This is a genomic window from Paenibacillus sp. H1-7 (genome assembly GCF_022354825.1).
Taxonomy (GTDB): domain Bacteria; phylum Bacillota; class Bacilli; order Paenibacillales; family NBRC-103111; genus Paenibacillus_S.
The window spans coordinates 3,671,533-3,695,946 of record NZ_CP031168.1; the positions used below are offsets into that span (position 1 = coordinate 3,671,533).

A 24,414-nucleotide genomic window follows, 5' to 3' on the forward strand; every position below is an offset into this window, starting at 1 on the left:
CATTTGCGAATACAGCGAGGTGATAAGGTTTGTTCAAACGGAAACGCCAATGGATAGCTTCCCGGTCGTTCCGCTTCAAGCTGATGACGGCGGCCATAACATGCATATTGATCCCTGCCTGCATCACGCTCTTGATGTACAACTACTTGACCCGGGATGCCGTGAAGGAACAGGCGGTATCGAACTCGCAGGAATCGCTGCTGCTCGTCAACAACTACGTCAGCAATACGCTGAAATACATGCTTAATATCGCCAACTCGATCCAGATGGACTCCGACTTGAACTCCATTATGAAGCGCAATGTGTTCGGTGCGCCTTATACGGGACCTACTGCCGAGTATGACGAGTTCAACGACCGGAATAAAATACTTAAACAAATTGATAATATCACTATCGGCGGAGAAAAAAGCTATGTGACGATTCTGCTGTCCAACGGCACTTATTACTCCAATTATTCGGTATATGACTATAATCCCATCAATTTAACCAAAGAACCGTGGTTTTCCCAGCTGAAAAACTTATACGGATTTAACTCGTTGTGGGTCGGCGCTTCGCCAACCGTATTCTCCTCCTTGAAGGACAGCCATCCATATCAGCTGTCGGTAGTCAGGACGCTCCGCGGAGAAGGCTCGATTATTTTCGGTTATGTCTTTGTGACGATAATGGAAAATCAGATGAATCAAAACTTCGAGCGGCTGGCCGAAAATCAGGAATTTAAAATTGTCGACGCCTCGAATACTATCATTTCGGATAATGACGTGACCAAGATTGGACAACGGTTTCCTATCGAGCTGGATGGAAGCCGGAAGGATATGGCGTCCGACATCGTACAAATCGATAACGAAGATTATCTGCTCACGCAAAAAGAGCTGTTTACCGGATGGAAGATCGTGTCGCTGACGCCTTACAAGAAGGCGATTTATAAGATCGATTCCATCTTCAATAAAGTGTTTACGTTCCAGATCGTCTCTTTTATCGTATTCTTGCTGCTGCTTGTCTATTTGCTGCGCACGTTTACCAAGCCGCTGGTCGGTTTGGGCAAGGTGGCGATGAAGGTGCAAAAGGGCAATCTCGAGGTCCGCTCCCACATCCGCGGCGAGGACGAGATCGGACGGCTCGGCTTTTCCTTCGACCAAATGCTCGACCGGATCAAGGAGATGATAGCGGAAATTTCCGATACCCAGGCGCGTAAGCGAAAGGCGGAGCTCGATATGCTGCAGGCGCAGATCAATCCGCACTTCTTGTTTAATGTGCTGAACTCCATCCGCATGAAAGTCATGTTTCGCGGAGACAAGGAGAGCGCCGAAATGATCGGCTCGCTGTCGAAGCTGCTGAGGATGACGATCAATCAGGATAAAAGCATTATTCCGCTCCATGAGGAAATTGAGATCGTCATGGATTATACGAAGCTGATGAATATGAGGCAGAAGGAGAAGGTGCAGCTTAAGACCGAGATATCTTCCGATGCGCTGCTGGAGAAAGTGCCTAGGTTTTTCTTGCAGCCTCTGATCGAAAACGCGCTCATTCACGGGCTTAGCCAATCGGCAGGGACGATTCTTGTGGAAGCCTGGGTGGAAGGGCACATGCTGATCGTCGCTGTGGAGGACAATGGAGTGGGCATGGACGAGTCAGCCTTGAATCGTCTGCGCAGGAAGGTCGAACCCGGCACGGAAAAGGCAGCTCCGGAGGAAGCGGAGCATGAGAAACATCGGGGATTTTCCAGTATGGGATTAACGAATGTCAATGAACGGATGCGCATGACTCACGGCGAGGCGTTTGTTATGCAAATTGACAGTGAACAGGGTAAGGGCACGCGCATTACGATGTTCATTCCTAGTTTGGAGGTGACATCTTCTCATGTATAAAGTAATGCTGGTCGACGACGATTATCCCGTTCTCGAGTTTCTCTCGGAGACCATTCCATGGAATGAATACGGGCTGGAGCTTCAAGGGTGCTACGAGAACGGAGCCATCGCCTTGGAACAGGCGGAGAAAGCAATGCCCGACATTCTTATTACGGACATCGGGATGCCCAGAATGAACGGCTTGGAGCTGATAGCCAAGCTGAAGGAGCAAAAGGCAAGCTTGCGCGTTGCAATTCTGTCGTGCCATAACGAATTTCATTACGCCCAGCAAGCGGTCAAGCTGAATGTGCAGGACTATGTGCTGAAGGATACGCTGGACCCGAAAGACCTGGAGAAGCTGCTTCAGCAGTTCAAGGCCAGTCTGGATCAGGATGAGCGGGTACAGACGCATCAGCATCAGCTGCAGCACATCGTAGATCGGAATAAAGAGCTGCTGAAAGAAAAATTCATTCGCAGAACGCTGCAGCAGCCGATCATGGACGCGGGGGATTGGCTTGCCGAAGCAAAGTCGTTTCAGCTGTCTCTCGAAGGCATGGAGTGTCTGCCGATTCTCGGGTTGATTGACGAATACCGCACGGCGAAGCAGCGCTTTGTGTCGGACGATATATTGCGCTTTGCCGTAGATAACATAATCGGTGAAGTGAGCTCAAGAGACGGCTCGCCGGCCGTCCATTTCGCCTATGGAACGAAGGAGTCGTTCTTCTTGTTCCCGTATTTGCCGTCGTTGAAAATCAACCCGTATGATGCCGCCGTGGAGCGGATGAAGCAGATTCAAGCCGCGCTGAACAAATATTTGAAAATCTCGATGTCCTTTATTATCGGCGAACGGTGCCGCAATCCGGAGGAAATCAAGGGGACTTTAAACGGACTGCTGGCGAGCGGCCTGCAGCGGTTTTATATGGATGAGGGCTCCATTGTGAAAAAGCAGTCGTTGAAGCACGGCGACATCGATCTGTTCTCCTGGTATGATCAAGCCAGCACGGAGCTTAGGGAATTGATGCTGGAGAAGCAGACCGGGCCGATTGTCTCTACGGTCAGACATTGGATGGCGTTTTTGAAAGAGCACAGCTTTGAGCCGGAGAAGGTTAAGGATTGGGTGCTGAAGCTGCTGCTCGATCTGAAGCTGAAGCTTCAGTCGCTGCAATATTTCCGTTCAACGTATGCCGTAGATGTGCTGCACAAGGAGATTCTCGAAATCGACTCCCTCTTTGAGCTGGAGCACTGGCTTGTAGAGCATTTGCAGTCGGTCATCGCGCTGGCCGGGGAAATAGGAGAACGGGGCAAGCGGACGGAAGTCGTAGAAGCCTGCCATTACGTATCGCTTCATTTGGACAAGCGGATCAGTCTGGAGGAGGTCGCGGACCATTTGTTTTTGAACAGCAGCTATTTCAGCCGTTTGTTCAAGAAAGAAACCGGGGAAACGTTCATCGAGTACGTCACGCGGATGAAGATGAACCGGGCCAAAGAGCTGCTCGACCAAACGAACCACCCGGTGGGGAAAATTTGCGAAATGCTCGGCTACGACAATCAGAGCTATTTCATAAAAATATTCAAAGCATCGGTAGGGGTCACGCCGCTGGAATACAGAGGTCAAAAAACTTCGCTTTAATGTAAAAATAGTCCTATCGTTCGGCGTGGCGATGAGCTAGGATTAAGATAATAACCATTATCTATCCATGGAGGACGCTGCGCTATGAAAAGCGACGAAATCAAGCAATTGCTGCAGCAGTCGATGCCCGTCGACAAGCTGCTGTTTCCGTCTTGCGAGCAGGAATCTTGGTGGGAGCAGGTAAGACAAGCGGAAGCCTATCGGCCTATGATAGACGAAATCCGTGCCGAAGCGGCGCTGCTTCTGGATCAGACCGCTCCCGCGCTTTCGTATTCGTTGTTCCGCATTTTCAAAGACCGCGGTACGAGATTGGAATACGAGCGGGTTTATTTCGAAATGAGAAAACGGCTGAACACATTCGCCATCATGTCCTTGTTGGAGCCGGAGCGGGAAGATTATCAGTCGGCGCTGGAAGAGACGCTGTGGTCCATATGCAACGAATACACATGGAGCTTGCCTGCGCATGTGAACACGACGACGGAGTCTACGGTCGAAACAGAGTATTCCGTGCAGAAGCCGAGCGAGGCTATTGCAGGCAATGCCGGCGCCATAGACTTGTTTTCAGCGGAAACCGGATTCGCCTTGAGCGAGATTTTGCGGTTAACGGAGCACCGACTGCCGCTATTGCTTCGAAACCGGATCAGACATGAGGTGTACCGACGCATTTTTTGGCCGTTCATCCATCAGGGCCCGTTTCACTGGGAAACGGCGAGTCATAATTGGGCTGCGGTATGCGCGGGCTCAATCGGTGCGGCTGCGCTTCACTTGATCAAGGACCAGGATGATTTGTCGATCATCCTGGAGCGAGTGCTGCAAGCCATGAATCATTATTTGTCCGGATTCAAGAGCGATGGGGCGACTACGGAAGGATACGGATACTGGTATTACGGCTTCGGATTTTTTGTATTTTTCGCCGATTTGCTGAAGGTCAAAACGGGAGGCGCTCTGAGCCTGTTTTCAGACGAAAAAATTCATCAAATTGCGCTGTTCCAGCAAAAGTGTTTTCTATGCGGAACATCGGTGGTCAACTTCTCGGATTCCCAACCGGAATCGCACATTCATATGGGACTGACCCATTACTTGAATCGGATGTATCCCGATGTGGAACTGCCGGAATTCGCGCTGCGGACAAGCTATACGGAGGATCATTGCAACCGCTGGGGTACGGCCTTCCGCAACTTGCTGTGGTTTCAGGAGGATAAGGCGGCGAACGGAGCGCCTTGGGGACCGGCCACCTACTTCCTTGAAGATTCGCAATGGCTGATATCAAGACATGCCGACGAGATCGGAATGTACTGCTTTGCGGCAAAAGGCGGGCATAATGCGGAGCCGCACAACCACAACGATGTCGGCCACTTCATCCTGCATTATGAAGGGGAGACGTTCCTAGCCGATCTCGGATGCGGCATGTATACGAAGGAATATTTCGGTGCGGAACGGTACTCTTATCTATGCAACGGGGCACAAGGTCATTCCGTGCCCGTAATCAACGGCCGGCTGCAGCAAGCCGGAGCTGAATATCGCGCGCGGGAGGTAAGCTGCTATTCCGATGGCGATACCATACATTATGAAATGGAGCTGTCCGCGGCATACGGCGCCGATGCTCAGATTAAGCTGTTGAAACGGAGCTTTGCATGGGAAAGAACGGAGAAGCCGGTCCTTACGTTGACGGATACGTTTGAGTTCACCGGAACGCCCGATGAGATAACGGAACGATTTGTTACCGTGCTGGAGCCGGTAATGGCGGACGGCAAGCTGACGATTCCCGGGAAGGAGCAGCGGCTCATCGTTTCATACGACCCGGACGTGCTGGAGCCGCACATTCATAAGCTCGAATATGCTGACCACTATGGCGTCATGAAAGATGTGTATGCGATAGAAATGAAGCTTCGTCATCCTTCGCAGCAGTGCAGCGCCGTGGTGCAGTTTCAGTTCGAGTCATAATTTAAGGGGGAATAGATGCAATGACTGCTTTAAATACAAGCGGCTGGGTTGAGGAAGCCTGGCAGCAAACCGTAGCCAAGGTAAACCGGACAAGCCGGAGGATCGGAGCGGGATTCCCGCATGCCAGCGTGGACGGAACTTATAAACTGGAGCCGGCTTATTGGTGGACGGCGGGCTTTTGGCCGGGGCTGCTATGGCTCTTGTACCGCGATACGAAGGACGAGCATTTCAAAGCGATAGCGGAGCAATGCGAGAGCCAGCTGGATCAAGTGATCGCCGATTACTACAAGCTGGATCACGATATCGGCTTTATGTGGACGTTGACCAGCGTTGCGCAATACAAGCTGCTGCAGTCGGAAGACTCCAAGCGCCGCGCGCTGCTTGCCGCCAATCTGCTGTGCGGCCGCTTCAATGTCAAAGGCAACTTCATCCGCGCCTGGAACCCTTGGCGGGAAGGCGAGAACAACGCCGGCTGGGCCATCATCGATTGCATGATGAACCTTCCGCTTCTGTACTGGGCCACCGAAGTAACCGGAGACCCGAGATATAAGCATCTGGCGATGGAGCACGCCGATACGGTATTGAAGCATTTCATCCGCCCGGACGGCTCCGTCTATCACATCGTTCGTTTCGACGAAACGACGGGAGAGCGAGTCGAAGCTTTGGGCGGTCAAGGCTATGCGCCCGAGTCCGGTTGGTCGCGAGGCACCGCTTGGGCGATCTACGGGATGGCGCTGAGCTACCATCATACCCGTGAAGTGCGCTATTTGCATGCCGCGAAGCAAGCGGCTCATTTCTTTATTTCGCAGCTGCCGGAGGATCATGTCCCGCATTGGGATTTCCGCATTCCTCCCGAGGTCACGCCGTATCGGGATTCATCGGCCGGCGCTTGCGCCGCGTGCGGGTTGCTTCTCATCGCAGACGAAGTAGATGCGTTGGAAGCCGATGGCTACCGGAATGCCGGAGAAGCCATCCTGCATTCGTTATACACGAACTACGGAGCGTGGGATAACGAGCAGGAGGAAGGGCTCATTCTTCACGGAACAAGCCATTATCCGGAGCAAAAAAATATGGATGTGCCGCTGATTTACGGTGATTACTATTTTGTAGAAGGCTTAAGCCGGTTGAAGGGTCATACGGAGCGTTTTTGGTAAAAATTACGAAATGGTGATGATAAAAAGCCATCTTCAAGCAGACTTGCTGCTGGAGATGGCTTTTTTGCTGTTGTGCTGCAGAAAACGGATTATCTCAAGTATTGATTTTCTGAAAATAACAGCGGCTGGAGGGAGGTATCCCACCGGGGTACTCATACTGCTTTTTCGGTTGTATGGGTTTCGAGTCACTCTAAAGAAGCCGACTGAACGTCGGCTTGTCGCCTTACTTACCGAAGCGTTCCAGCTGTTCGCCGGTGAATACCGCGCTCCCCGCCTGGGCATTTTTGGCTGCCTGCTCCGGAGATTTGGCTCCGGGGATCGCTACGACGGAAGGGCGGGATATGACAAAGCGAAGCGCCGCCGTCGCCATGTCTTCACCATCCGCCAACGCTTGGCGAACGGCTTCGAGCTTGCCGATGCGTTCTTCAAATTGCTTCCGGCCGGCGCCGTCTTGATTCCACCCGCTGCGGACGCTGTCGGTAAACACCGACTCCGCCGTATAATTGCCGGACAGAAGTCCCATTGCCAGAGGGCCTCTGACAAGAACCGCAATACCGTTGGCTTCGCAATACGGGAGGAATTCATCCTCCGGCTGCCGGTTTAACAGCGAGTAGTCCGCTTCCACTACCCGGCAAGTGCCGTTTGCGTTAAACCGTTTGAGCACTTCCAGGTTATTGGTGGAAATGCCGTATTCGCGGATTTCGCCGTTCTGCTTCAATAGGTCGAAGCCTTCGAGGAATACGGACGGATCTTGAATATCTCCGATATGGCACAGCATCACATCGACCCAGTCGGTTCTTAACCGGTGCAGGGAAGCATGGGCGCACAACCGGATCATATCGGGGGTTGTCAGCGGGACGCCTTGTCCGGTCCGCTTGCCGAAGTTGCCGATTTTCGATACGATATACGACTTATGCCGGTCCCCGCCAAGCGCTCTGCCGAGCCGCTGCTCGGAGAGTCCGTTCGGAATGCCGTACGATTCCGCCGTATCGAACAGGTTCACTCCATGGTCGATGGACGTGCGAATGGTAGAGTAGGCTGTCGCTTCATCGATATCGCCCCATTGATTGCCGATATTCCAAGTTCCGAGTCCGATGGACGATACGTTCCAGCCTGTACTTCCAAATTTGCGGTATAGCACGGGTCTCACTCCTTAATGGGTTCAGTATAAAGCAGAGTACTAATTCATCCCCATTATACCTGAATTTTATATCCGTGCGTTAAAGCGTTAATGAAAAACGGAATATCGGATATAAACAAGTGAATATTGACTATATCCATTCGGATCGGCCGTCTTTTATACTGTAGTGGTTTATTGCAAGACATTTTAAACAGCGAGGAAAGGTAAGCGGGGAAAAAAATGAAAAACCGAAGTGAGCTGCCGGCAGCCAAAAAGGAGCTTTCCTTATGGTATTTGTCGTGGCCGATTGCCATTGAAATGTTTTTACAGTTTCTCATGGGAACTGTCGATACGTTGATGGTAACCCACATCTCCGATTATGCGTCATCCGCGGTCGGACTGTCGAATCAAATCTTGAACGCAACAAGCGTCATGTTTACGATGATTAATTCCGGCGCAGGCATTCTCATCGCGCAAAAGCTCGGCTCCGGGAATGTAGAGCAGGCAAGGCGTACGGCTGCTATCACCATCAAGGCGAATATTGTAGTTGGAGCGCTGCTCAGCGTAGCGATGTTTTTCAGCGCGGAGTGGCTGTTGGGCTTTATGCAGGCTCCCGAAGAGGTGCTTCCGCTGGCCGTTACGTACTTGAGCATCGTCGGATCGAATACGATCGTCATTTCGCTGTATGCGGCTGCGTCGTCCATTATACGCAATACGGGAAATACGCGGGGACCGATGCTCATCGTCATGGGAATGAATGCGATCCATCTGGTATTGAATTACTTATTCATCTATGGGGAGTTCGGGATTCCTCAGCTGGGCATCTTCGGTGTTGCTTTGTCTACGGTTATCAGCCGGACGGTTGCGCTAATCCTCGCTCTCATCGTGATGTACAAGTCGTTCAAGCCAGGCTTTGTCAAGAGCGATTGGAAAGGGTTTGACAAGCCGCTGGCCAAGGAAGTATGGCGAATCGGCTGGCCGATGACCTTTAACGCCGCATCCTGGAACTATACGCAAGCGATTATTTTCGCCATCGTCGCCTCCATGGGCGCAGCAACATTAGCTTCGTTCACTTATATGAACACGATTCAGTCGCTTCCGTGGCTGGTCGGCATGTCCGTAGCCATGGCTTCACAAATTCGAGTCGGCCATTTGTACGGCGCCCGAAACTTTGAGCCGTGTTACCGCAGCGCTTATTCGGCGCTCTGGGCGGGGTTGCTCTTCGTCCTGACGACGTCGCTGCTCCTGCTTAGCGTAGGAAGAACGGCTATAGGCTGGTTTACTTCTGACGCCGAAATTATTCGGATAGCGATGCCGTTATTCTTTATCAACGTGGTGCTGCAGCCTCTGAAGATGGTGAATCAGGCCTTTTCCTTCTCATTGAACGGGATTGGAGATACCCGGTTTACCGCTTTGACCAATATGCTGTCCATGTGGCTGGTGGCTGCCGCCTGCTCTTATTTGTTCGGTATCGCACTAGGATGGGGCATTATCGGTATCTATATGGCAATGATTGCAGATGAGACGGTTCGGGGCATCCTGGTCGCCATCCGTTGGAGGAGAAGAGGCCGTCTGCCGGAGGCGGCAGCCGATAACCTTAGTTTCGGACACAAACATATGAGTTTGTAGCATTGAGAACTGGGTGGATTTGGAATAGGATGGTAACGAATGAAGCTTGTCCCGAATTTGGTTACTGTCCGACGACAGTCAAATAACAATAAGGGGAGTGTTCTGTATGAATCAAGCAGTTGGAGTACTAACGAAGCAAAGCTGGGTGTTAAGCTCTCCGGATGCCGTAATTCAGTTCAGCGTCGAGTTGAATGAATCCGGCATGCTGCAATACAGCGTAAGCAAAGAGGGCAAAGCGATTGTCGCCGCCTCGCCGCTGGGCATCGTTACGGACAGGCAGCGGTTTACAGATCGGCTGCAATTTATGGAAAAATCCGCTGCGGTAATTGATGAGACTTACTCGCTTCCGCACGGGAAAACATCACAATACGTCAATCATGCCAACGAAATGACGCTCGCCTTTCAAAAAGACGGGGACGTGCTGCAGCTGGTATGCCGCGCATACAACGACGGCATCGCATTCCGTTATGTGCTGCCTGCCGAAGGCGTGCTGACGATCACGGAGGAGCCGACCGGTTTCGTGCTTCCGCAAGAGACGCTGGTCAATGTATGGGCTCAAAAGTTCATGGAATGCTACGAGCGGACGTACGATTTGAGCATGATCGAGCTGATGGATGAAGAGGATTATGCCTTTCCTATGCTGTTCCAGGTAGGCAACGACGGCTGGATGCTGTTGACGGAAGCGGCCGTGTACGGCCATTACTGCGCGTCTCATCTAAAGGTTAACCGTGAGAAGCCTCGCACGCTCGATCTGGCTTTTGCACCTGATCAGCCAACCCCGAACGTGACGGACGGACCGCTCGCTACGCCTTGGAGAACGGCGATCATCGGCGACAGCCTGGCGACCATCGTTGAATCTACTTTGGTGTTCAACCTCAATCCCGCTTCGGAAATCGAGGACATGTCCTGGATCCGTCCCGGCCGTTCCGCGTGGTCGTGGCACTCCGATTCGCAATCGTGCCGGGATCATGACAAGCAGGTGAAGTTCGTCGATTTTGCCGCTGACATGAGCTGGGAGTACTCGCTTGTGGACGGAGGCTGGGACCGTGAGGAGAGCACGACGAACGTGCCGGAGCTGATCCGCTACGCGGAAGGCAAAGGTGTCGGCATCTGGGTATGGACGCATTATAACCGGATTCAGGAGGAACAAGAGTGCCGGCGGAAGTTCGCGCTATGGGCCGAATGGGGCGTTAAAGGCGTGAAGGTTGATTTCTTCGACAGCGATTCCCAGTCAAGAATCCAGGTATATGATATGATCGCACGGGTGGCGATGGAATATCGGTTGATGATTAACTACCATGGCTCCACGAAGCCATCCGGTGAACAGCGCCGATGGCCGCATGTGTTGACCAGAGAAGGAATTCTTGGTGCGGAATACTGGAAGAACGATTTGAACGAGGGCCCTAATGCCGTACACAACTGTACGGTACCTTTTACACGCAACGTGGTCGGGGCGATGGACTACACGCCGGTCACCTTCTCGAGATTGACTCGGACCGGGCACTGCCACCAGCTGGCATTGGCGGTACTGTTCGAATCCGCTGTGCAAAATTTTGCCGACTCCGTAGAGGCTTACCAAGAGAGCGCAGGACAGCCGTTCCTGAAGCAGGTGCCGGCAGCTTGGGATCAAACCGTTCTGCTGGAAGGCTATCCGGGACGTTATGTCTCGATGGCGAGAAGGAGCGGGGAGGACTGGTATGTCGGGACGATCTGCGCAGCAGGAGGCCGGACTGCCCATATCCGGCTTGACTTCCTCGATCCGGGCGAAGCGTACACGGCTGAGATTTATGAGGAAGTATTCGGGCAGCTTGATCATTACCGTTTCAAACATTCGACGGAAATTACCGTCCGCTCGGAATCGGTTACCGCAGGAGATACACTGCATCTTCCATTGAGGGTTAACGGAGGAGCCGTCCTCCGAATTGTCAAAGCTGTGAATTAACAGCTTAGCTAAAAAGGGTCCTGGCGGCGCCAGGACCGTTTTTTCCTGCCATAATAGATTTTATATAATTCCGATGTCATCGGATGGATACAGAGCTGTATTTGGCGATGAAAACTAAAGGAGAAGGTCCATGAGCAGACTGATAAAAGCAGGAACGAATGAGGAGCTTCGGCAAGCCGTTGAGAAAGCGCTGCCAGGAGACGTCATTGTCATGAAGAACGGGATTTGGACGGACGTAGAGCTGGAGCTGAAGACAAGCGGCACGCCTGATCAGCCTATTACGATCAAGGCGGAAGCTCCGGGGGAAGCGGTGCTGACCGGCGCGTCCGCACTCACTTTTGCCGGTGAATATGTAGTCGTTGAAGGGTTATTTTTCAAAGACGGAGTGCAGCCCGGACGGAACGGAAGCGACACGGTCATCCGATTTCTTAAAGAGTCCTCTCATTGCAGACTGAGCGAAACGGCCATCATAGATTATCATCCGGCGAATCCGGAGAAAAAATATTTCTGGGTCACCATCGACGGCTCCCATCATAGAGTGAATCACTGCTACTTCAAAGGCAAATATTATGCCGGGCAGCTGCTGCGCAATATGAAATATTCGAGTCATAACCTTATTGACGGTAATTATTTCGTAGACATTCCGGCATACGGAATCAACGGGCTTGAAATTATTCAAGTGATGGGGATCGGCAGCGACGGCGAGCTCGGGAGCGCAGGAGGGGAGCATGTCGTCATCGAGAATAACCTGTTCGAGCGAGCCGACGGCGAATGCGAAGAGGTCATCTCCTTGAAGTCCAACCACGATACGGTCAGAAACAACACGTTCAAGGAGTCGATAGGCGGATTAGTGATCAGGAGCGGTCATAATACGGTTGTGGAAGGCAATTATTTTATCGGCGGCCAGGTGGGCGGAACTAAGGGAATTCGCATTACGGGAGAAGACAATATCGTTAAGGGCAATTATTTGACCGGGCTTCAAGGCTTCGGGATCAGCGTTATGTCAGGGGAGTACATCGACGATTACTTGACGGATCAATGGCAGCCGACCTTACGTGCCGGTACGCCTCTGGGACGGGTTCCCGTATACAACTGGTCCAAGAACAATACAATTGCCGATAACGTGCTGATTCATAACGACGGAGTTGACCTGGACATCGGTATCGGTTATAAAACGGCATGGCCGTCCAAGCAGCGTGTTCTGCTGCCGGAGAGCAACCGGATCGCGGACAATGTCATTGTGAAGGAAAAAGGCCGGGTATACACGGCAGCGCAGCAGGATGCGTCAGTTATGAATATTTCTTTTGCCCCGAATGATTATGTTAACAACCGGATTGATTCACAGCCATCGTCCGGAATACCCGAAGGCTTCACCTTCGAAGCCATTGAGCTGCAAAGGTCGAACAACGGATTACAAGAGCCGCTAGACGGGAGAGGACTTTCTGCGCAAGGGCCATTGACAGAGGATGATGCGGGGCCAGAGTGGACCAAGCAGAAACGAAGAGCGGGAGAGCCGTTATTCCAAGCTAGAGATCAATTTGCGACGGTAGAACGTGTTCCGTGGAATACGGATAGAAACACAGCTGTACTATGTGCCGGAAGCAGTGATATGTTCATCCGCTCCCTGCGGACCAAACTGGATGTCCGCCGCCGGGATCTCTGTCCTTTGGAGCTTAATGGAGAGATACTGCTTCCCGTACAGGCGGTAGCCGAGAGACTGGGCTTTGCCACCGTAACGACGATGGTGGGAGCAGCCGTTGAGGAAATTCGAATTCGCCGAGGTGCGTCGACCTGCGTTCTAAGCGAAGGCAGGTGCACGGTTGTCTCTAACGGGGAAGAGAAGGGTATCGACCATGCTCCTATACGCTACGGGAATGTACTATTCCTGCAAGCGAAGTCCATAGCGGAGCTTCTGGGAAAAGCATTGCAGTGCTGCGAGCAAGGGCTCGTTGTGTTAACGGATCCAAATGAATCGGTGTCTTCATTTGACGACGAAGCAACCAGGATGGCAGCGTTCGAGCTGTTCAAAGTAACGGCAGGCAGCTTTGATAAGGAAATGACGATTCCTCCGGAAGGCAGATCCCACGGAAAAATTCCGGCCTATACGCTTCAGGAAGAACCGGATACTTACTGGGCTTCTTATGGGGATGGGCAGTGGATACGCTATGATCTCGGGCGAGCGGTGGAAGTCGGATCTGTCGCGATCGCTTTTTTGAACGGCGAAGCCTACGGATATTCGGCAGACATTGAAGCATCGGACAATGGGTTCGATTGGACACCCATCGGCTCTGTGGTAAGCGATAGCGATGAGCTGAAGCCGTATCCCGTTCAAGCAGTATTCGCCCGCTATGTTCGGATTGTAGGACGAGCCAATAGAGTGGGCAATGCGAATCGGATTCGTCAGGTTCAGATGTATTCTGTACAAGGTGAAGCTTTACTTTAAAAAGTGCAAACCATATGCGGCTGCCAAGACAACGTCTCAGGCGGCTGTTTTTTTGTTTGGGGATCTTTACCAAAACTTCACATCAAGGAAACATTCGATTAATAAAGCAAACCTATACTATAAATAAATCAAATTGATTAACTTAACTCCTGGAGGTCTTTTACCGCTATGTTCAACTTTACCCGAATCATGTAAGATAAGGAATCATCGGCATACGGTCGCAAAAGTAAATTGAGCGGGTGCCGATCCAAACGTCAGGAGGGTGAAGCCCATGTCTTGGAGTTCCAATGTACAGCCTCAACAGCTCGATCCCAATATGCGCACCCATTCTTTGCAAGGGGACTGGGAGTGGTATTCTCCGCTTACGCCGCCGTTCCAGGTATATGGTTTCCCTTGGCTTGCCGAAGAAGGAATATACCGCAGACTGCCGCTTAATCCGAAGGAAGCTCTGCCATCCGCTATCGACCGGTTGGCCAATTGCACCGCAGGCGGGCAAATTCGCTTCCGAACCGATGCAGAGCGGGTGGCTGTTCGCGTCCGGCTAGGCGGTACTGCTTCGATGGACCATATGCCTGCAACCGGGCAAAACGGCTTCGATGCCTATATCGGGGAGCCGGGGAGGGAACGGTATGTGGGAACATCCCGCATGAAGCTGCATGAATCCGGCTATGAGTGCATCCTGTTTAGCGGGAGCAAACCGGACAAGCTGCGTACGGTCACTCTCAATTTTCCGCTGTACCAAAGCGTATCGGAGGTTGCCGTCGGTGTTGCTGCAGGCGCCGCCATCGAAGCGGATGAAACGTATCGAAGCCGGGGGAGAATCGTCTTTTACGGCACGTCGATTACTCAAGGCGGCTGCGCCGGCCGTCCGGGATTGGCCTACCCGCAGCAAATAGGCAGAGCGCTGGCAAGAGAGGTCATTAATCTGGGCTTTTCGGGCAACGGAAAGGGAGAAGCCGAGCTGGCAGCCGTCATCGGCACCATTTCGCGCGTCGATTGCTTCGTCGTCGATTATGAAGCGAACTGCAGCACAGAGCTTTATATGCAAACGCTGGAGCCGTTTATCCGGCAATATCGGTCCGCTCAACGTGAAGTGCCGATTCTCGTCGTTTCCCGTATTCCATACGCCAAAGAGCTGCTGGATCGATCCGTTACTGCGGAGAGGAAGAAGCGTTTGGTATTTGCAAAAGAAGTCGTAGGCAAGCTGTACCGCGACGGCGATGAACGGATTGCTTTTGTCGATGGCTCCCGCCTGCTGGGCAAACGGTATGACGAGTGCACGGTTGACGGCGTTCATCCGAATGATTTGGGCTTTACCCGTATGGCTAACGGCTTGCTTCCGGCGATTCAAAAAATAATAGGCGAACCGTAAAATAAAGTTGCGATTTAGGATTGTAGAAAGGAAAGCGATATCGTAAAATAATAATTAATCAATTTGATTTATAATTAAATATTTAATCGTAGAAGGGTGGAATGATACCATTCAACCGGATACAATGATGCAAACTCATCTCAATAACGGGTGGCGAATCGTCAACGAAGCCGAATTCCAGGTGTCCCCCGGCGTCAGGCACTTCAGGCAGAGGCTCTTAGGAGAGCAGCTGTTACAGTCCGTGCACATGATAGAGCTTGACCCGGCTCATGAGTACGTCAGGCTGGAGCCGGTCTCTTCCTCACACAAGGTCCATCGATTGGAGACGGTAGGAAACTTGATGGCGGAGTTGGAGCAGGAAGGGAAAAGGGTCGTCGCAGGGATTAACGGCGATTTCTTCAGCTATGCGGGCGTTCCTTCCGGGCTGCAAATGATTGATGGTGAAATCATCACTTCTCCCGAAACCATCAAGGTCGCTATGGCTGTTATGCGTGACGGCAGTGTAAGGCTGGAGAGAGGAATTACGATGAGCGCCGAACTGTGCTGTGAAAACGGATACATGACACCGGTTGGCATGGTGAACCGCGCCATTTCGCCTAAACAAGCGGATATGACTGCCGTATATACGTGGCGTTACGGCTCGACTAACAAAAGAGCGGGAACGGCCGGCCGTCTGGAAATTACGGTTGCTACGGCAGAGCGGCAGCTAACGCTAAAGCCCGGTATTCCCGTTATGGGAATCGTTCAAGCCATTGCAGAACAATGCGGCGAAGCGGAAATCGCTCCCGGAAGCTGGGTTATTTCGGCTGCGGGCTCTGCAGCGGAGCATTGCCGCAGACATATGCAGATCGGCCAGACCGTTACACTTCGCATGAATTACAATAAAGATTTCAACAACGCCGTGCACGTGTTATCGGGCAATTCCACACTGGGCATGGAGCTTCTACAGGATGGCATCATTCCATCATCTGTATGGGACCCGGACGTAAGGCTGAACAGTGACCGGCACCCTAGAACCTTTCTGGGAACGAAAGGCGGCAAGCTGTATTTGTTTGCGGTCGACGGCAGGAGCCCCGGACATTCGGACGGGATGACCTTGGCCGAGCAAGCGGTTTATTTGCAGCAGCTCGGTATGGAGCAGGCGATCAATCTGGACGGAGGCGGCTCTACAACCTGTTACTTGAGAATCCCGGGAGAACAACGGGCGGAGCTGATCAATCGGCCGTCCGACGGCTTCGAGAGAAAAATTGGCAATGCACTGGCTGTTATATCAAGCGCGCCAGCTCGCGAGCTATCGGAGCTGATCGTGACTCCCGATCCGGTGCGGATCATCGCCGGAGGCCGTATCGCCTTCGGTGTCAAGGGTCATGACCGGCATCTCAATGCGATCAGGATTCATGCAGCGGACCTGCATTGGTCTGCCGAAGAATCCATCGGCACAATCGACGATGAAGGCTGTTTCACTGCCGGACCTAAGGCCGCAAGCGGGCAAGTGATCGTCCGTCACGGAGCTGTGACCCGGTCCGTCCAAGTACAGGTAATCGATGCATTAGCCCGGATCGATATTGCTCCTTCCAAGGCTGCTGTAGAGCCTGGCGGGAGTTGTCAACTGTACATTCGTGCTTACGACGATTATGGTCATCCGATTATAGTGCCTAATGAACTCGTATCTTGGACCTCGGACGAGAGCATTGGCGAGATGAATGCTTCCGGCGTATTGCAAGCCGTTACCACCGAAGCTCGCGGTACAGTCACTGCCGTTTGGGGAGGACTGCGTGCCCGTTCCTACGTTCAGGTCGGCAAACCGCACCGGATGATCGCCGATTTTGAAACATTGGATGGAATCCGAGTCCACGAAACGGGTACTGTGCCCGGCGCCGTTAATCTGAGCAAAGTCGCGAGGCCTTTGCCGGTTCGTTTCGGGACGTTTTCCGGCAGGCTTACCTACGAATTCGTCAGTGGAACGGAGAACTCTCATATCCGTATTTCGATGCTTAACGAGCAAGGATTCTCCGGGCGGTTGCTCGAGGGGAATCCGTTCCGGTTTGGCTTATGGGTGAACGGGGACCGAAGCGGCAACGGCATGAAGCTCGTTGTTGAAGATTCCGAAGGGAACCTGCATTCGTTACCGATAACCGGACCGGCCGGACTGAATTGGAAAGGCTGGAAATACGTTTGCGCAGAAGTCGATCCTTCCCAAGGCTCACCGTTACGGGTTCATTCGCTTATATTAGTTGGGACACCGGGAGCCAAGCCGTCAGGTGTTATCTATTTGGATCATTTCAGGGCGGAATATACGGATTTCAATGAGGATGTCGAGGGGCCGACGTTCGATCAAATGCAGCCTGCCGAGAATGCAGAAGTCACTAGCAAGCGGCCGCTGCTTCAAGTTCACGCGACCGATCCGGGCAGCGGGGTAGATCCTTCGTCCATTCGGGTTTGGCTCAATGACAGGCATATGCGCCACCGCTACTTTCCCGGCACAGGGAGAATCGAATGCTTGCTTGATACGGACCTAGAGCCCGGGCCTTACCAGGTCACCGTCGAGGCTTCCGATATGGAGCGAAATGCTGCGGTACCTGCATGCTCCTGGCATTTTACGGTCGTAGGTTAGCCTCCGCTCGTACAGTTCAACCAAAATCAATATAAAAAGGTGAGAAAACCCATGATAACCAGAAGTCGTCTTTCTATGGCTCTGCTGCTCTCATTATCCGCTGCGATAGCTGCAGCCGGCTGCTCGAATTCGGCGCAAACGCCGGCAAAAGGAAACACCGCAGGCACGGAAGCCCCGGCCAAGGCGGAGGAGCTTGTTATCACCGAACCGGTTACCGTGAAGCTCTACTCCCATAGTGCAGCGATCAATACGCCTAAAGATGTGGACGCCCTGTTCGGTACGGTCAAGAAAAAGCATCCGAATATTAACATTGAGCTCATAAAAGGAGTAAAGCTAACCGATATGATCGCTGCCGGCGAGGTGCCGGATCTGATTGCTACGACGCATTTTTATATGAACGATCTGCTCCCCCTTGGCGTAGTCAGCGATATGAACGAATTCGTCAAAAAGTATCAAGTCGATCTCAGCAAATTTGAACCGCAAGCCATCAGTGCCATCAAATCGTATGGGAAAAAAGGGGAGCTGTACGGAATTCCTTACACGCTGAACTATGGAGTGCTTATTTACAACAAAGATATTTTCGATCGATTCGGAGTCCCTTATCCGAAGGACGGCATGAAGTGGGAGGAGATTATTGAGCTGTCCAAAAGGCTGACCCGGGAAGAAAACGGAGTGCAATATTTGGGCTTCGATCCGGGCACGGAGCGCACTTTTTCCAGAGGCTATTCCTTGGGCACCGTGAATGACAAAGGACAGCCGATCTTCGATTCTGAAGGATATAAGAAAACATTCGGTTTGCTCAAGCAGATGTATGAAATTCCCGGATATATCGATCCGAAGAATAAATTTCAATATGGCGTCGATTATTTCATAAAAGATCAGAAGCTTGCCATGTTCCCTTCTTGGCTTGCCGCCATCACCAGCCGTCTTCCCCAGCTCACTGAAGGGGGTAAAGAAGGCTTCAACTGGGATGTAGCCGGTCATCCAGTGTTTGACGATCGGCCGGGGATCGGCAGGGAAATTGAGTTTCAATCGTTCATTGTTCCGCCGACAAGCAAAAACAAGGAAGCGGCTTACCGCGTCATTCTGACGATGATCAGTGAAGAATCGCAGCAGGAAATGAATCGCGGCAACAATTTGACCATCTTAAACAATCCGGAGCTCAAAAAGCAGTTTGCATCGAATACGGATATTTATAAAGGCAAAAATCTGGAAGGGATTTTCAAGGTAAAACCGGCGCCCGCACCTGTTAACTCCGAGTATGACAACGAGAATTATAAGTTTTTACGGGAAGGCTTGAACGGCATGCTATTTGACAAGAAGGACATCAATACAATTCTGCGCGAGGCGAATGAAAAGGCCGCCAACTATATGCAGGCCGAGCAGGCGCGAAAATAAGTAAGGATAAGCAAACGGGCAGGCATTGTTCAACAGGAGGCACTGCCGGACGGCCGGAATGCTGGTCAGTTCTGCTGCCTCCCGATCATTTCGCGTTCGGAAATAAGAGAGGAGTGAGTGAGGGCTTATGCAATATGTCGGCATATCTTGGAGAAAAGCCATTACGGCGTTGCTTGCGATCCAGCTGCTGATTTTGCCTGTCCTTGAGCAGGCTGGACAGCCTTACTTTGTTCGTGCCGAGGAGGCGCCGACGTCAGCGGCAACAGCTACAGCAGCTACAGCTACAACGACCAATTCGGCGAAGGTGTCATGGCAAACGATAGAGGAAAGTCAATATCCCGTCTCTCCGGGCGTAGTACATACGAGCCGTACGTTGACAGGCAACGGGCTGAAGGAATCCGTTCATCTGCTGGAGATCGATCCGTCGAATCCTTACGTGAAAGTGGAGGCGGTTTCATCCCATGGGGAAGTGTCCGAGCTCGGGACGGTGAATGAGATGCTCCGTCAGCTGGAGAGCAAAGGCGGGCGCCCTGTGGCGGGAACGAACGGGGATTTCTTCAGTTCGCTCGGGGTTCCGTCCGGATTGATGATATCGAACGGCGAGCTGGTCAGCTCACCTTCGACCAGCAAAGTAGCGATGGCCATTATGAAAGATCATACCGTAAAGATCGAAGATAATGTGACGATGACCTCGAAGCTGACCAAAGACAACGGCGAATCGTTAACCTTAACCATGATTAACAGAACTCGTGTCGCAACGCATACGAATCATGCTTTCTTGTACAATTGGCGTTTCGGAAGCTCAACACGGACACCGCAAGGCGGTGTGGAGGTCGTCGTTCGCGCCGATGATCCGGCCTATAAGCTCATCCCCGGCCAGCCGGTTAGCGCAACGGTCGTGACAGTTGCCGAATCGGCGGACACGGCTATCGAGCCGGGCACGTTCGTTTTGTCGGCAACCGGCTCCAAGGCGGATTGGATAAGGCAGAAGCTGTCCGCAGGGACGAGACTACGGCTCGACATCGCTTTCAGTAAGGGTTTTGGTGATGCGGAGCAGGTAATCTCAGGCAACTCGACGCTCGGGTATGTTCTGATAAGAAACGGCGAGGTGTCTCCGACGGTTCTCGACCCGGCGGATCCGAATACGAGCGACAGGCACCCGCGCACGATGGTTGCTTCGAAACAAGGCAAGCTGTATATCTTGACCGTAGACGGCCGTCAGCCGGGTCACTCCGATGGCATTACGATGGCGGAGGGCGCGTATTATTTGCAAAGTCTCGGCATGGAGAACGCGATTAACATTGACGGCGGAGGGTCAACCACGTACTACGTGAGGCAGCCGGGAGATGAGCATCCGAGTCTGCTCAATCGTCCGTCCGACGGTCACGACCGCGAGGTCGGCAATGGCATCGCCGTCTTGTCGACGGCACCGGTAACCGCATTAAGCCGTCTGGTTGTATCGCCGGACAGCCCGGTTCAGGTTGCGGCAGGCAGCCGCTTGTCGTTCGAATTGAAAGGGCAGGACGAATACTTTAACGGTGTACCCGTCAAGCCCGAGGAAGTCCAATGGTCAGCTCAGGGCAGCATTGGAGCTTTTGATGGTCCGGGAGCGTTTACCGCATCCATGAGCCCTGCTTCCGGCATTTTGACGGTACAAAGCGGAAATGCGGTCAAACTAATCGACATCACCGTTGTAGATCGTGCAGACCGCTTGACGCTATCGCCGAATCCGGCGGTGATCGAACCGGGCGCAGCGGTACGTTTTACCGCAGCGGCAGCCGATTCGCAGGGGCGACCGATTTGGATTTCGCCGGATCGGATCGGCTGGTCCGCGGAAGGAGCTATCGGCTCCATTGATGCCAACGGGACTCTGCAGTCCGTGAACGGAACGGCCGACGGCAAGGTGACAGCCTCCTATAACGGAGTCAAGGCAGAGGCTTTCGTTCAGGTCGGCAAGCCGCCGCTGCTGCTGGAGCCATTCGAAGGAACCGGGAATATGCAGACGAAGGAATCGAATGCCGTCGCCGGCTCCGTTACCATCACCGCCGTTGCCCGGCCGAATCCGGTCCGCTACGGAACCAAAGCCGTGAAGCTGACCTATGATTTTACAGGAAAATCGGGCAGCTCTAACGCTTATGTCAATCTGCTGAACGATGCGGGAGAGATAGGACGCGAAGTGGAAGGCAAGCCTTACCGGATCGGGATGTGGGTATACGGCGACTCCAACCGACATTGGCTTCGTTTGGGCGTCACAGACGGCATGGGGACGAGCCGCGTTTTCAATTTCACCCAGCCCGGAGGACTGGATTGGACCGGATGGAAATATGTGACCGCGGATGTTCCCGAGAACACGATCTTTCCGTTGAAGGTTCGTTATGTGCTTGTGAATGAGACAGATGAAACGAATAAAAACAGCGGCGCCGTCTATCTGGACAATTTGCGGGCCGAGTACATGGATTTGGGTGAAGATGTGACAGGACCTGTGTTCGGTGTCTCTACTCCGGCACCGGACTCGGAAGTGCAGGGGCTTAGACCTGAGATTGCTATCGGGATAACCGATGCTGGTACCGGAGTCGATCCGGGATCGATCCACTTCACCGTTGACGGCGTAGCTGTAGATCATCAGTATGACGAAGCTCTAGGTACGATTCGTGCGGTTCTGCGGAACGATCTGACCGAAGGAGAGCATGTGGTACGCGTGGACGCAGCCGATCGCGCAGGTACTTATGCCATTCCATCCGCTGGATGGTCGTTCCGGGTGAAGGCTCCGGATACCGAACCGCCGAGATGGGGAGACGGAGCGGGATTGACGGTTACGGATATTACCTATCATTCCGTGAAGCTGAGCTGGAGAGAGGCTGCGGACAATGCAGCCGTGCACGGATACCGTATATTCCAGGACGGCGTATCCGTTGCATCCGTCACCTCATCCGTTTACACGGCTACAGTAGACAGCCTTGCAGCCAATACCCGGTATGCCTTTGAGATAGAAGCCTTCGATCCATCCGGCAACACGGTACGAAGCGGTGCAATAACAGTTACAACGGCTGGAGATCCTGTGCCTCCGGCGTCACCTTCGCAAATCCGAGTCAGCGGTCACGGACACGAAATTCAAGCTTCTTTTACACCGCCAACGGACAACGATTATGCCGGCACGCGGATAGTTATTTTGCGGAACGGGAAAGAAGGAGGCAAGGAGGGCGAAGCGGATTCGCAGTTTTTGCCGCCTGGAATCCGGGAGATGAAATCGACTTGGTTGAAGCACGGGAAATACGAAGTCAGCATTTGGGCCGAGGATACTAGCGGCAACCGGTCTGCACCAGCAGTATTTGAGGTCAAATTGAACGAAGGGAACGGGGAAGAAGAAACCTCAGCATTGTAGCGAACTATACGTCAATCTGCGAATGGTTTCGATTGAAGTATGACGCTGAATGTCGTACAATATAATTAATCAAATTGATTGATTAACAGATCGTTACTTTTTGCAGAAAGGAATATCAGCATGTGGGAAATGTTGTTACTTGGTTTGGGATGTACGGCAGCGGCAGTTCCGTTGTTGTACTTCGTCTGGATGCATACAAGCCAAAGAAGAAAGAGGGATGCGGACGCTTTAATTGTGCTCGGCTATCGCTGCGACGGTAACCGCATTCATCCTCTTTTGCAGGAAAGGCTGGATATAGCGATGCGGCTGTTTCGCGAGAATCGGTACCGCTATATGATCTTGTCCGGCGGGGCTGTGAAATCGGAAATTACGGAAGCGGACATAATGAGGGAATACCTTCTGAAGCAGGGAATGGATGATGATTGCCTCCTCTTGGAGACCCAATCCCGCAATACGGTGCACAATATGGTGAACTGTAAAGCGCTGCTTCAGGAACACGGGCTGGACAGCTGTGTCCTTATTTCCAATTCTTTTCATTTGCGGCGCATGGGGTATATAATGAAGTCATTGCAAATCCCGGCGTCCCTGTATGCAAGCCGTAATTGGAACAGCATCGTGAAGCTGCAGTGGAAACTGACGTTTCAGGAGATACGGGCTTTCCGCTTGACCCTCCCGTGGCTGGAGCAAGCAATCCATATGAATTCGCCCCAGACGATGGGGAGCAAGAAAGGTGCTGCATCCCGTGAAGCCTGAACGAACAACCAGCAATAAATTACTCAAATCGATCAATCAGCAAAAGGTGCTGAGGCTCATTTATACAGAAGGCCCGATCTCGAGGGTTGAATTAGCCGACAAGACGGGCCTGACGCAGCAGACGATTACGAATATTGTCAATCGGCTGTTGGAGGAGGATTATTTGCTCGAGACCGAACCTGTCGGCGGCAGCAGCGGGCGCAAGCCCATCCCTCTGCTCGTGAAGACGGGAGGAATGTATGCGATTGGCATTGAATTGGCGGTCAAGTATGTCCGGGGCGCGCTGATTGATTTTCAGCACAGCATCATTCATGAAGTGACAGAGCAGGTCAACGAATATACCAATGTAGACACTCCGCTCGAATACGTAACGCAAGTCGTCGATCAGCTGTTGAAGCATGTTCCAAAGCCCGAGCAGCTAAAGGGGATCGGCTGCAGTATCCAGGGACTGGTCGATTCCAAACAGGGCGTCGTCATCTATTCCCCAGGCTTGCGCTGGAGAAACTACCCTTTGAAGGAACGGCTGGAGAGCCGTTATAACCTCCCGATCTATCTTGAAAATGATGCCAACCTGCTCTCTCTTGTAGAAAATTTGAACGGCAGGCTGGCCGACTCCGCTAATAATGTGACGATCAAGCTGGATTACGGGGTCGGAGGAGCTCTCGTACTGAATAATCAGCTGTGTACCGGTGCAACGCATGTAGCGGGAGAATTCGGTCATTACAAAGCTTTCGCAGCTGAGGATTCGCCGGTATGTCATTGCGGTGCCAGAGGCTGCTTGACTTCCTTTGCCTCGGTAAGCGGACTAAGACGGCATGCGGGGCGGACACCCGAGCAGTTCGACGAGCAATTGGAGGCTAATGATCCAACTGCCGTGGCGTTACTCGCCAAAATCGAGCTTGCTATCGGGACGGCTATCAGCAACGTGATCACGTTCTTCAACCCGGACCATGTGCTCATAACGGGCAAGATGATCGATGTTCTCGGACATCGGCTGCTTCCTCTGCTGGAGAAGCGCATTTATTCGACTATACCGGAGTCGTGCCGTGGGGTTAAGCTGATTCATTTGCCGCAAACGCCTAACGAATCCACTTCGGCCGGAGGGCTTGTTGTAAACCACTTTTTCGATGTTCCTTTGGAAAGCTTATCATTATAAGTTTAGCGTCTTTTTGCTGTTATTGAAGGCAGG

The 24,414-nt window shown here is 52.5% G+C and carries 14 protein-coding genes; 13 read left to right on the forward strand and 1 reads right to left on the reverse strand.

Translation table 11 applies throughout. The annotated features are described in order from the left end of the window. Positions 1–29 precede the first annotated feature (29 nt). The 4 genes from DVH26_RS16430 to DVH26_RS16445 all read left to right on the forward strand — a co-directional run bounded on the left by DVH26_RS16430 (position 30) and on the right by DVH26_RS16445 (position 6,572). The gene (locus DVH26_RS16430) at positions 30–1,865 is read left to right on the forward strand and encodes a sensor histidine kinase (protein ID WP_345774062.1); all 1,836 of its coding nucleotides are present in this window, start codon (positions 30–32) and stop codon (positions 1,863–1,865) included. Next, positions 1,858–3,474, forward strand: a complete 1,617-nt coding sequence (locus DVH26_RS16435) for a response regulator transcription factor (protein ID WP_239634847.1) — start codon at positions 1,858–1,860, stop codon at positions 3,472–3,474. The genes DVH26_RS16430 and DVH26_RS16435 overlap by 8 nt, the downstream gene beginning before the upstream one ends. A gap of 84 nt (positions 3,475–3,558) precedes the next feature. After that, a complete protein-coding gene (locus DVH26_RS16440; RefSeq protein WP_239634848.1) occupies positions 3,559–5,418 on the forward strand; it encodes a heparinase II/III family protein in 1,860 nt (619 codons plus the stop codon). A 20-nt stretch (positions 5,419–5,438) separates the two neighbouring features. Next, entirely contained in the window at positions 5,439–6,572 is a 1,134-nt protein-coding gene (locus DVH26_RS16445) for a glycoside hydrolase family 88 protein (protein WP_239634849.1), read from the forward strand. Positions 6,573–6,795: 223 nt separating this feature from the next. Here DVH26_RS16445 and DVH26_RS16450 read toward each other — a convergent pair whose 3' ends face one another. Continuing rightward, the gene (locus DVH26_RS16450; protein WP_239634850.1) at positions 6,796–7,713 is read right to left on the reverse strand and encodes an aldo/keto reductase; all 918 of its coding nucleotides are present in this window, start codon (positions 7,711–7,713) and stop codon (positions 6,796–6,798) included. Between the two features lie 219 nt (positions 7,714–7,932). On the opposite strand from DVH26_RS16450, the gene DVH26_RS16455 reads away from it, so the two are divergent. The 9 genes from DVH26_RS16455 to DVH26_RS16495 all read left to right on the forward strand — a co-directional run bounded on the left by DVH26_RS16455 (position 7,933) and on the right by DVH26_RS16495 (position 24,381). Then, a complete protein-coding gene (locus DVH26_RS16455) occupies positions 7,933–9,321 on the forward strand; it encodes an MATE family efflux transporter (RefSeq protein WP_239634851.1) in 1,389 nt (462 codons plus the stop codon). Positions 9,322–9,427: 106 nt separating this feature from the next. After that, positions 9,428–11,263, forward strand: a complete 1,836-nt coding sequence (locus DVH26_RS16460; protein ID WP_239634852.1) for a glycoside hydrolase family 97 protein — start codon at positions 9,428–9,430, stop codon at positions 11,261–11,263. A 130-nt stretch (positions 11,264–11,393) separates the two neighbouring features. Then, positions 11,394–13,706 (forward strand): chondroitinase-B domain-containing protein, encoded by a 2,313-nt coding sequence (locus tag DVH26_RS16465; protein ID WP_239634853.1) that lies wholly within the window; start codon positions 11,394–11,396, stop codon positions 13,704–13,706. Between the two features lie 271 nt (positions 13,707–13,977). Continuing rightward, positions 13,978–15,078 (forward strand): SGNH/GDSL hydrolase family protein, encoded by a 1,101-nt coding sequence (locus tag DVH26_RS16470; RefSeq protein WP_239634854.1) that lies wholly within the window; start codon positions 13,978–13,980, stop codon positions 15,076–15,078. A 124-nt stretch (positions 15,079–15,202) separates the two neighbouring features. Further along, the gene (locus tag DVH26_RS16475; RefSeq protein ID WP_239634855.1) at positions 15,203–17,692 is read left to right on the forward strand and encodes a phosphodiester glycosidase family protein; all 2,490 of its coding nucleotides are present in this window, start codon (positions 15,203–15,205) and stop codon (positions 17,690–17,692) included. A gap of 51 nt (positions 17,693–17,743) precedes the next feature. Further along, positions 17,744–19,090: an ABC transporter substrate-binding protein gene (locus DVH26_RS16480; protein WP_239634856.1), complete on the forward strand. Its 1,347-nt coding sequence runs from the start codon at positions 17,744–17,746 to the stop codon at positions 19,088–19,090. Between the two features lie 127 nt (positions 19,091–19,217). Continuing rightward, on the forward strand, positions 19,218–22,472 hold the full coding sequence (locus DVH26_RS16485) for a phosphodiester glycosidase family protein (RefSeq protein WP_239634857.1): 3,255 nt from the start codon (positions 19,218–19,220) through the stop codon (positions 22,470–22,472). Between the two features lie 120 nt (positions 22,473–22,592). Further along, positions 22,593–23,225 (forward strand): YdcF family protein, encoded by a 633-nt coding sequence (locus DVH26_RS16490; RefSeq protein WP_239634858.1) that lies wholly within the window; start codon positions 22,593–22,595, stop codon positions 23,223–23,225. Further along, on the forward strand, positions 23,215–24,381 hold the full coding sequence (locus DVH26_RS16495) for an ROK family transcriptional regulator (RefSeq protein ID WP_239634859.1): 1,167 nt from the start codon (positions 23,215–23,217) through the stop codon (positions 24,379–24,381). Before DVH26_RS16490 ends, DVH26_RS16495 begins: the two co-directional genes overlap by 11 nt. The last annotated feature ends 33 nt before the right edge of the window (positions 24,382–24,414 follow it).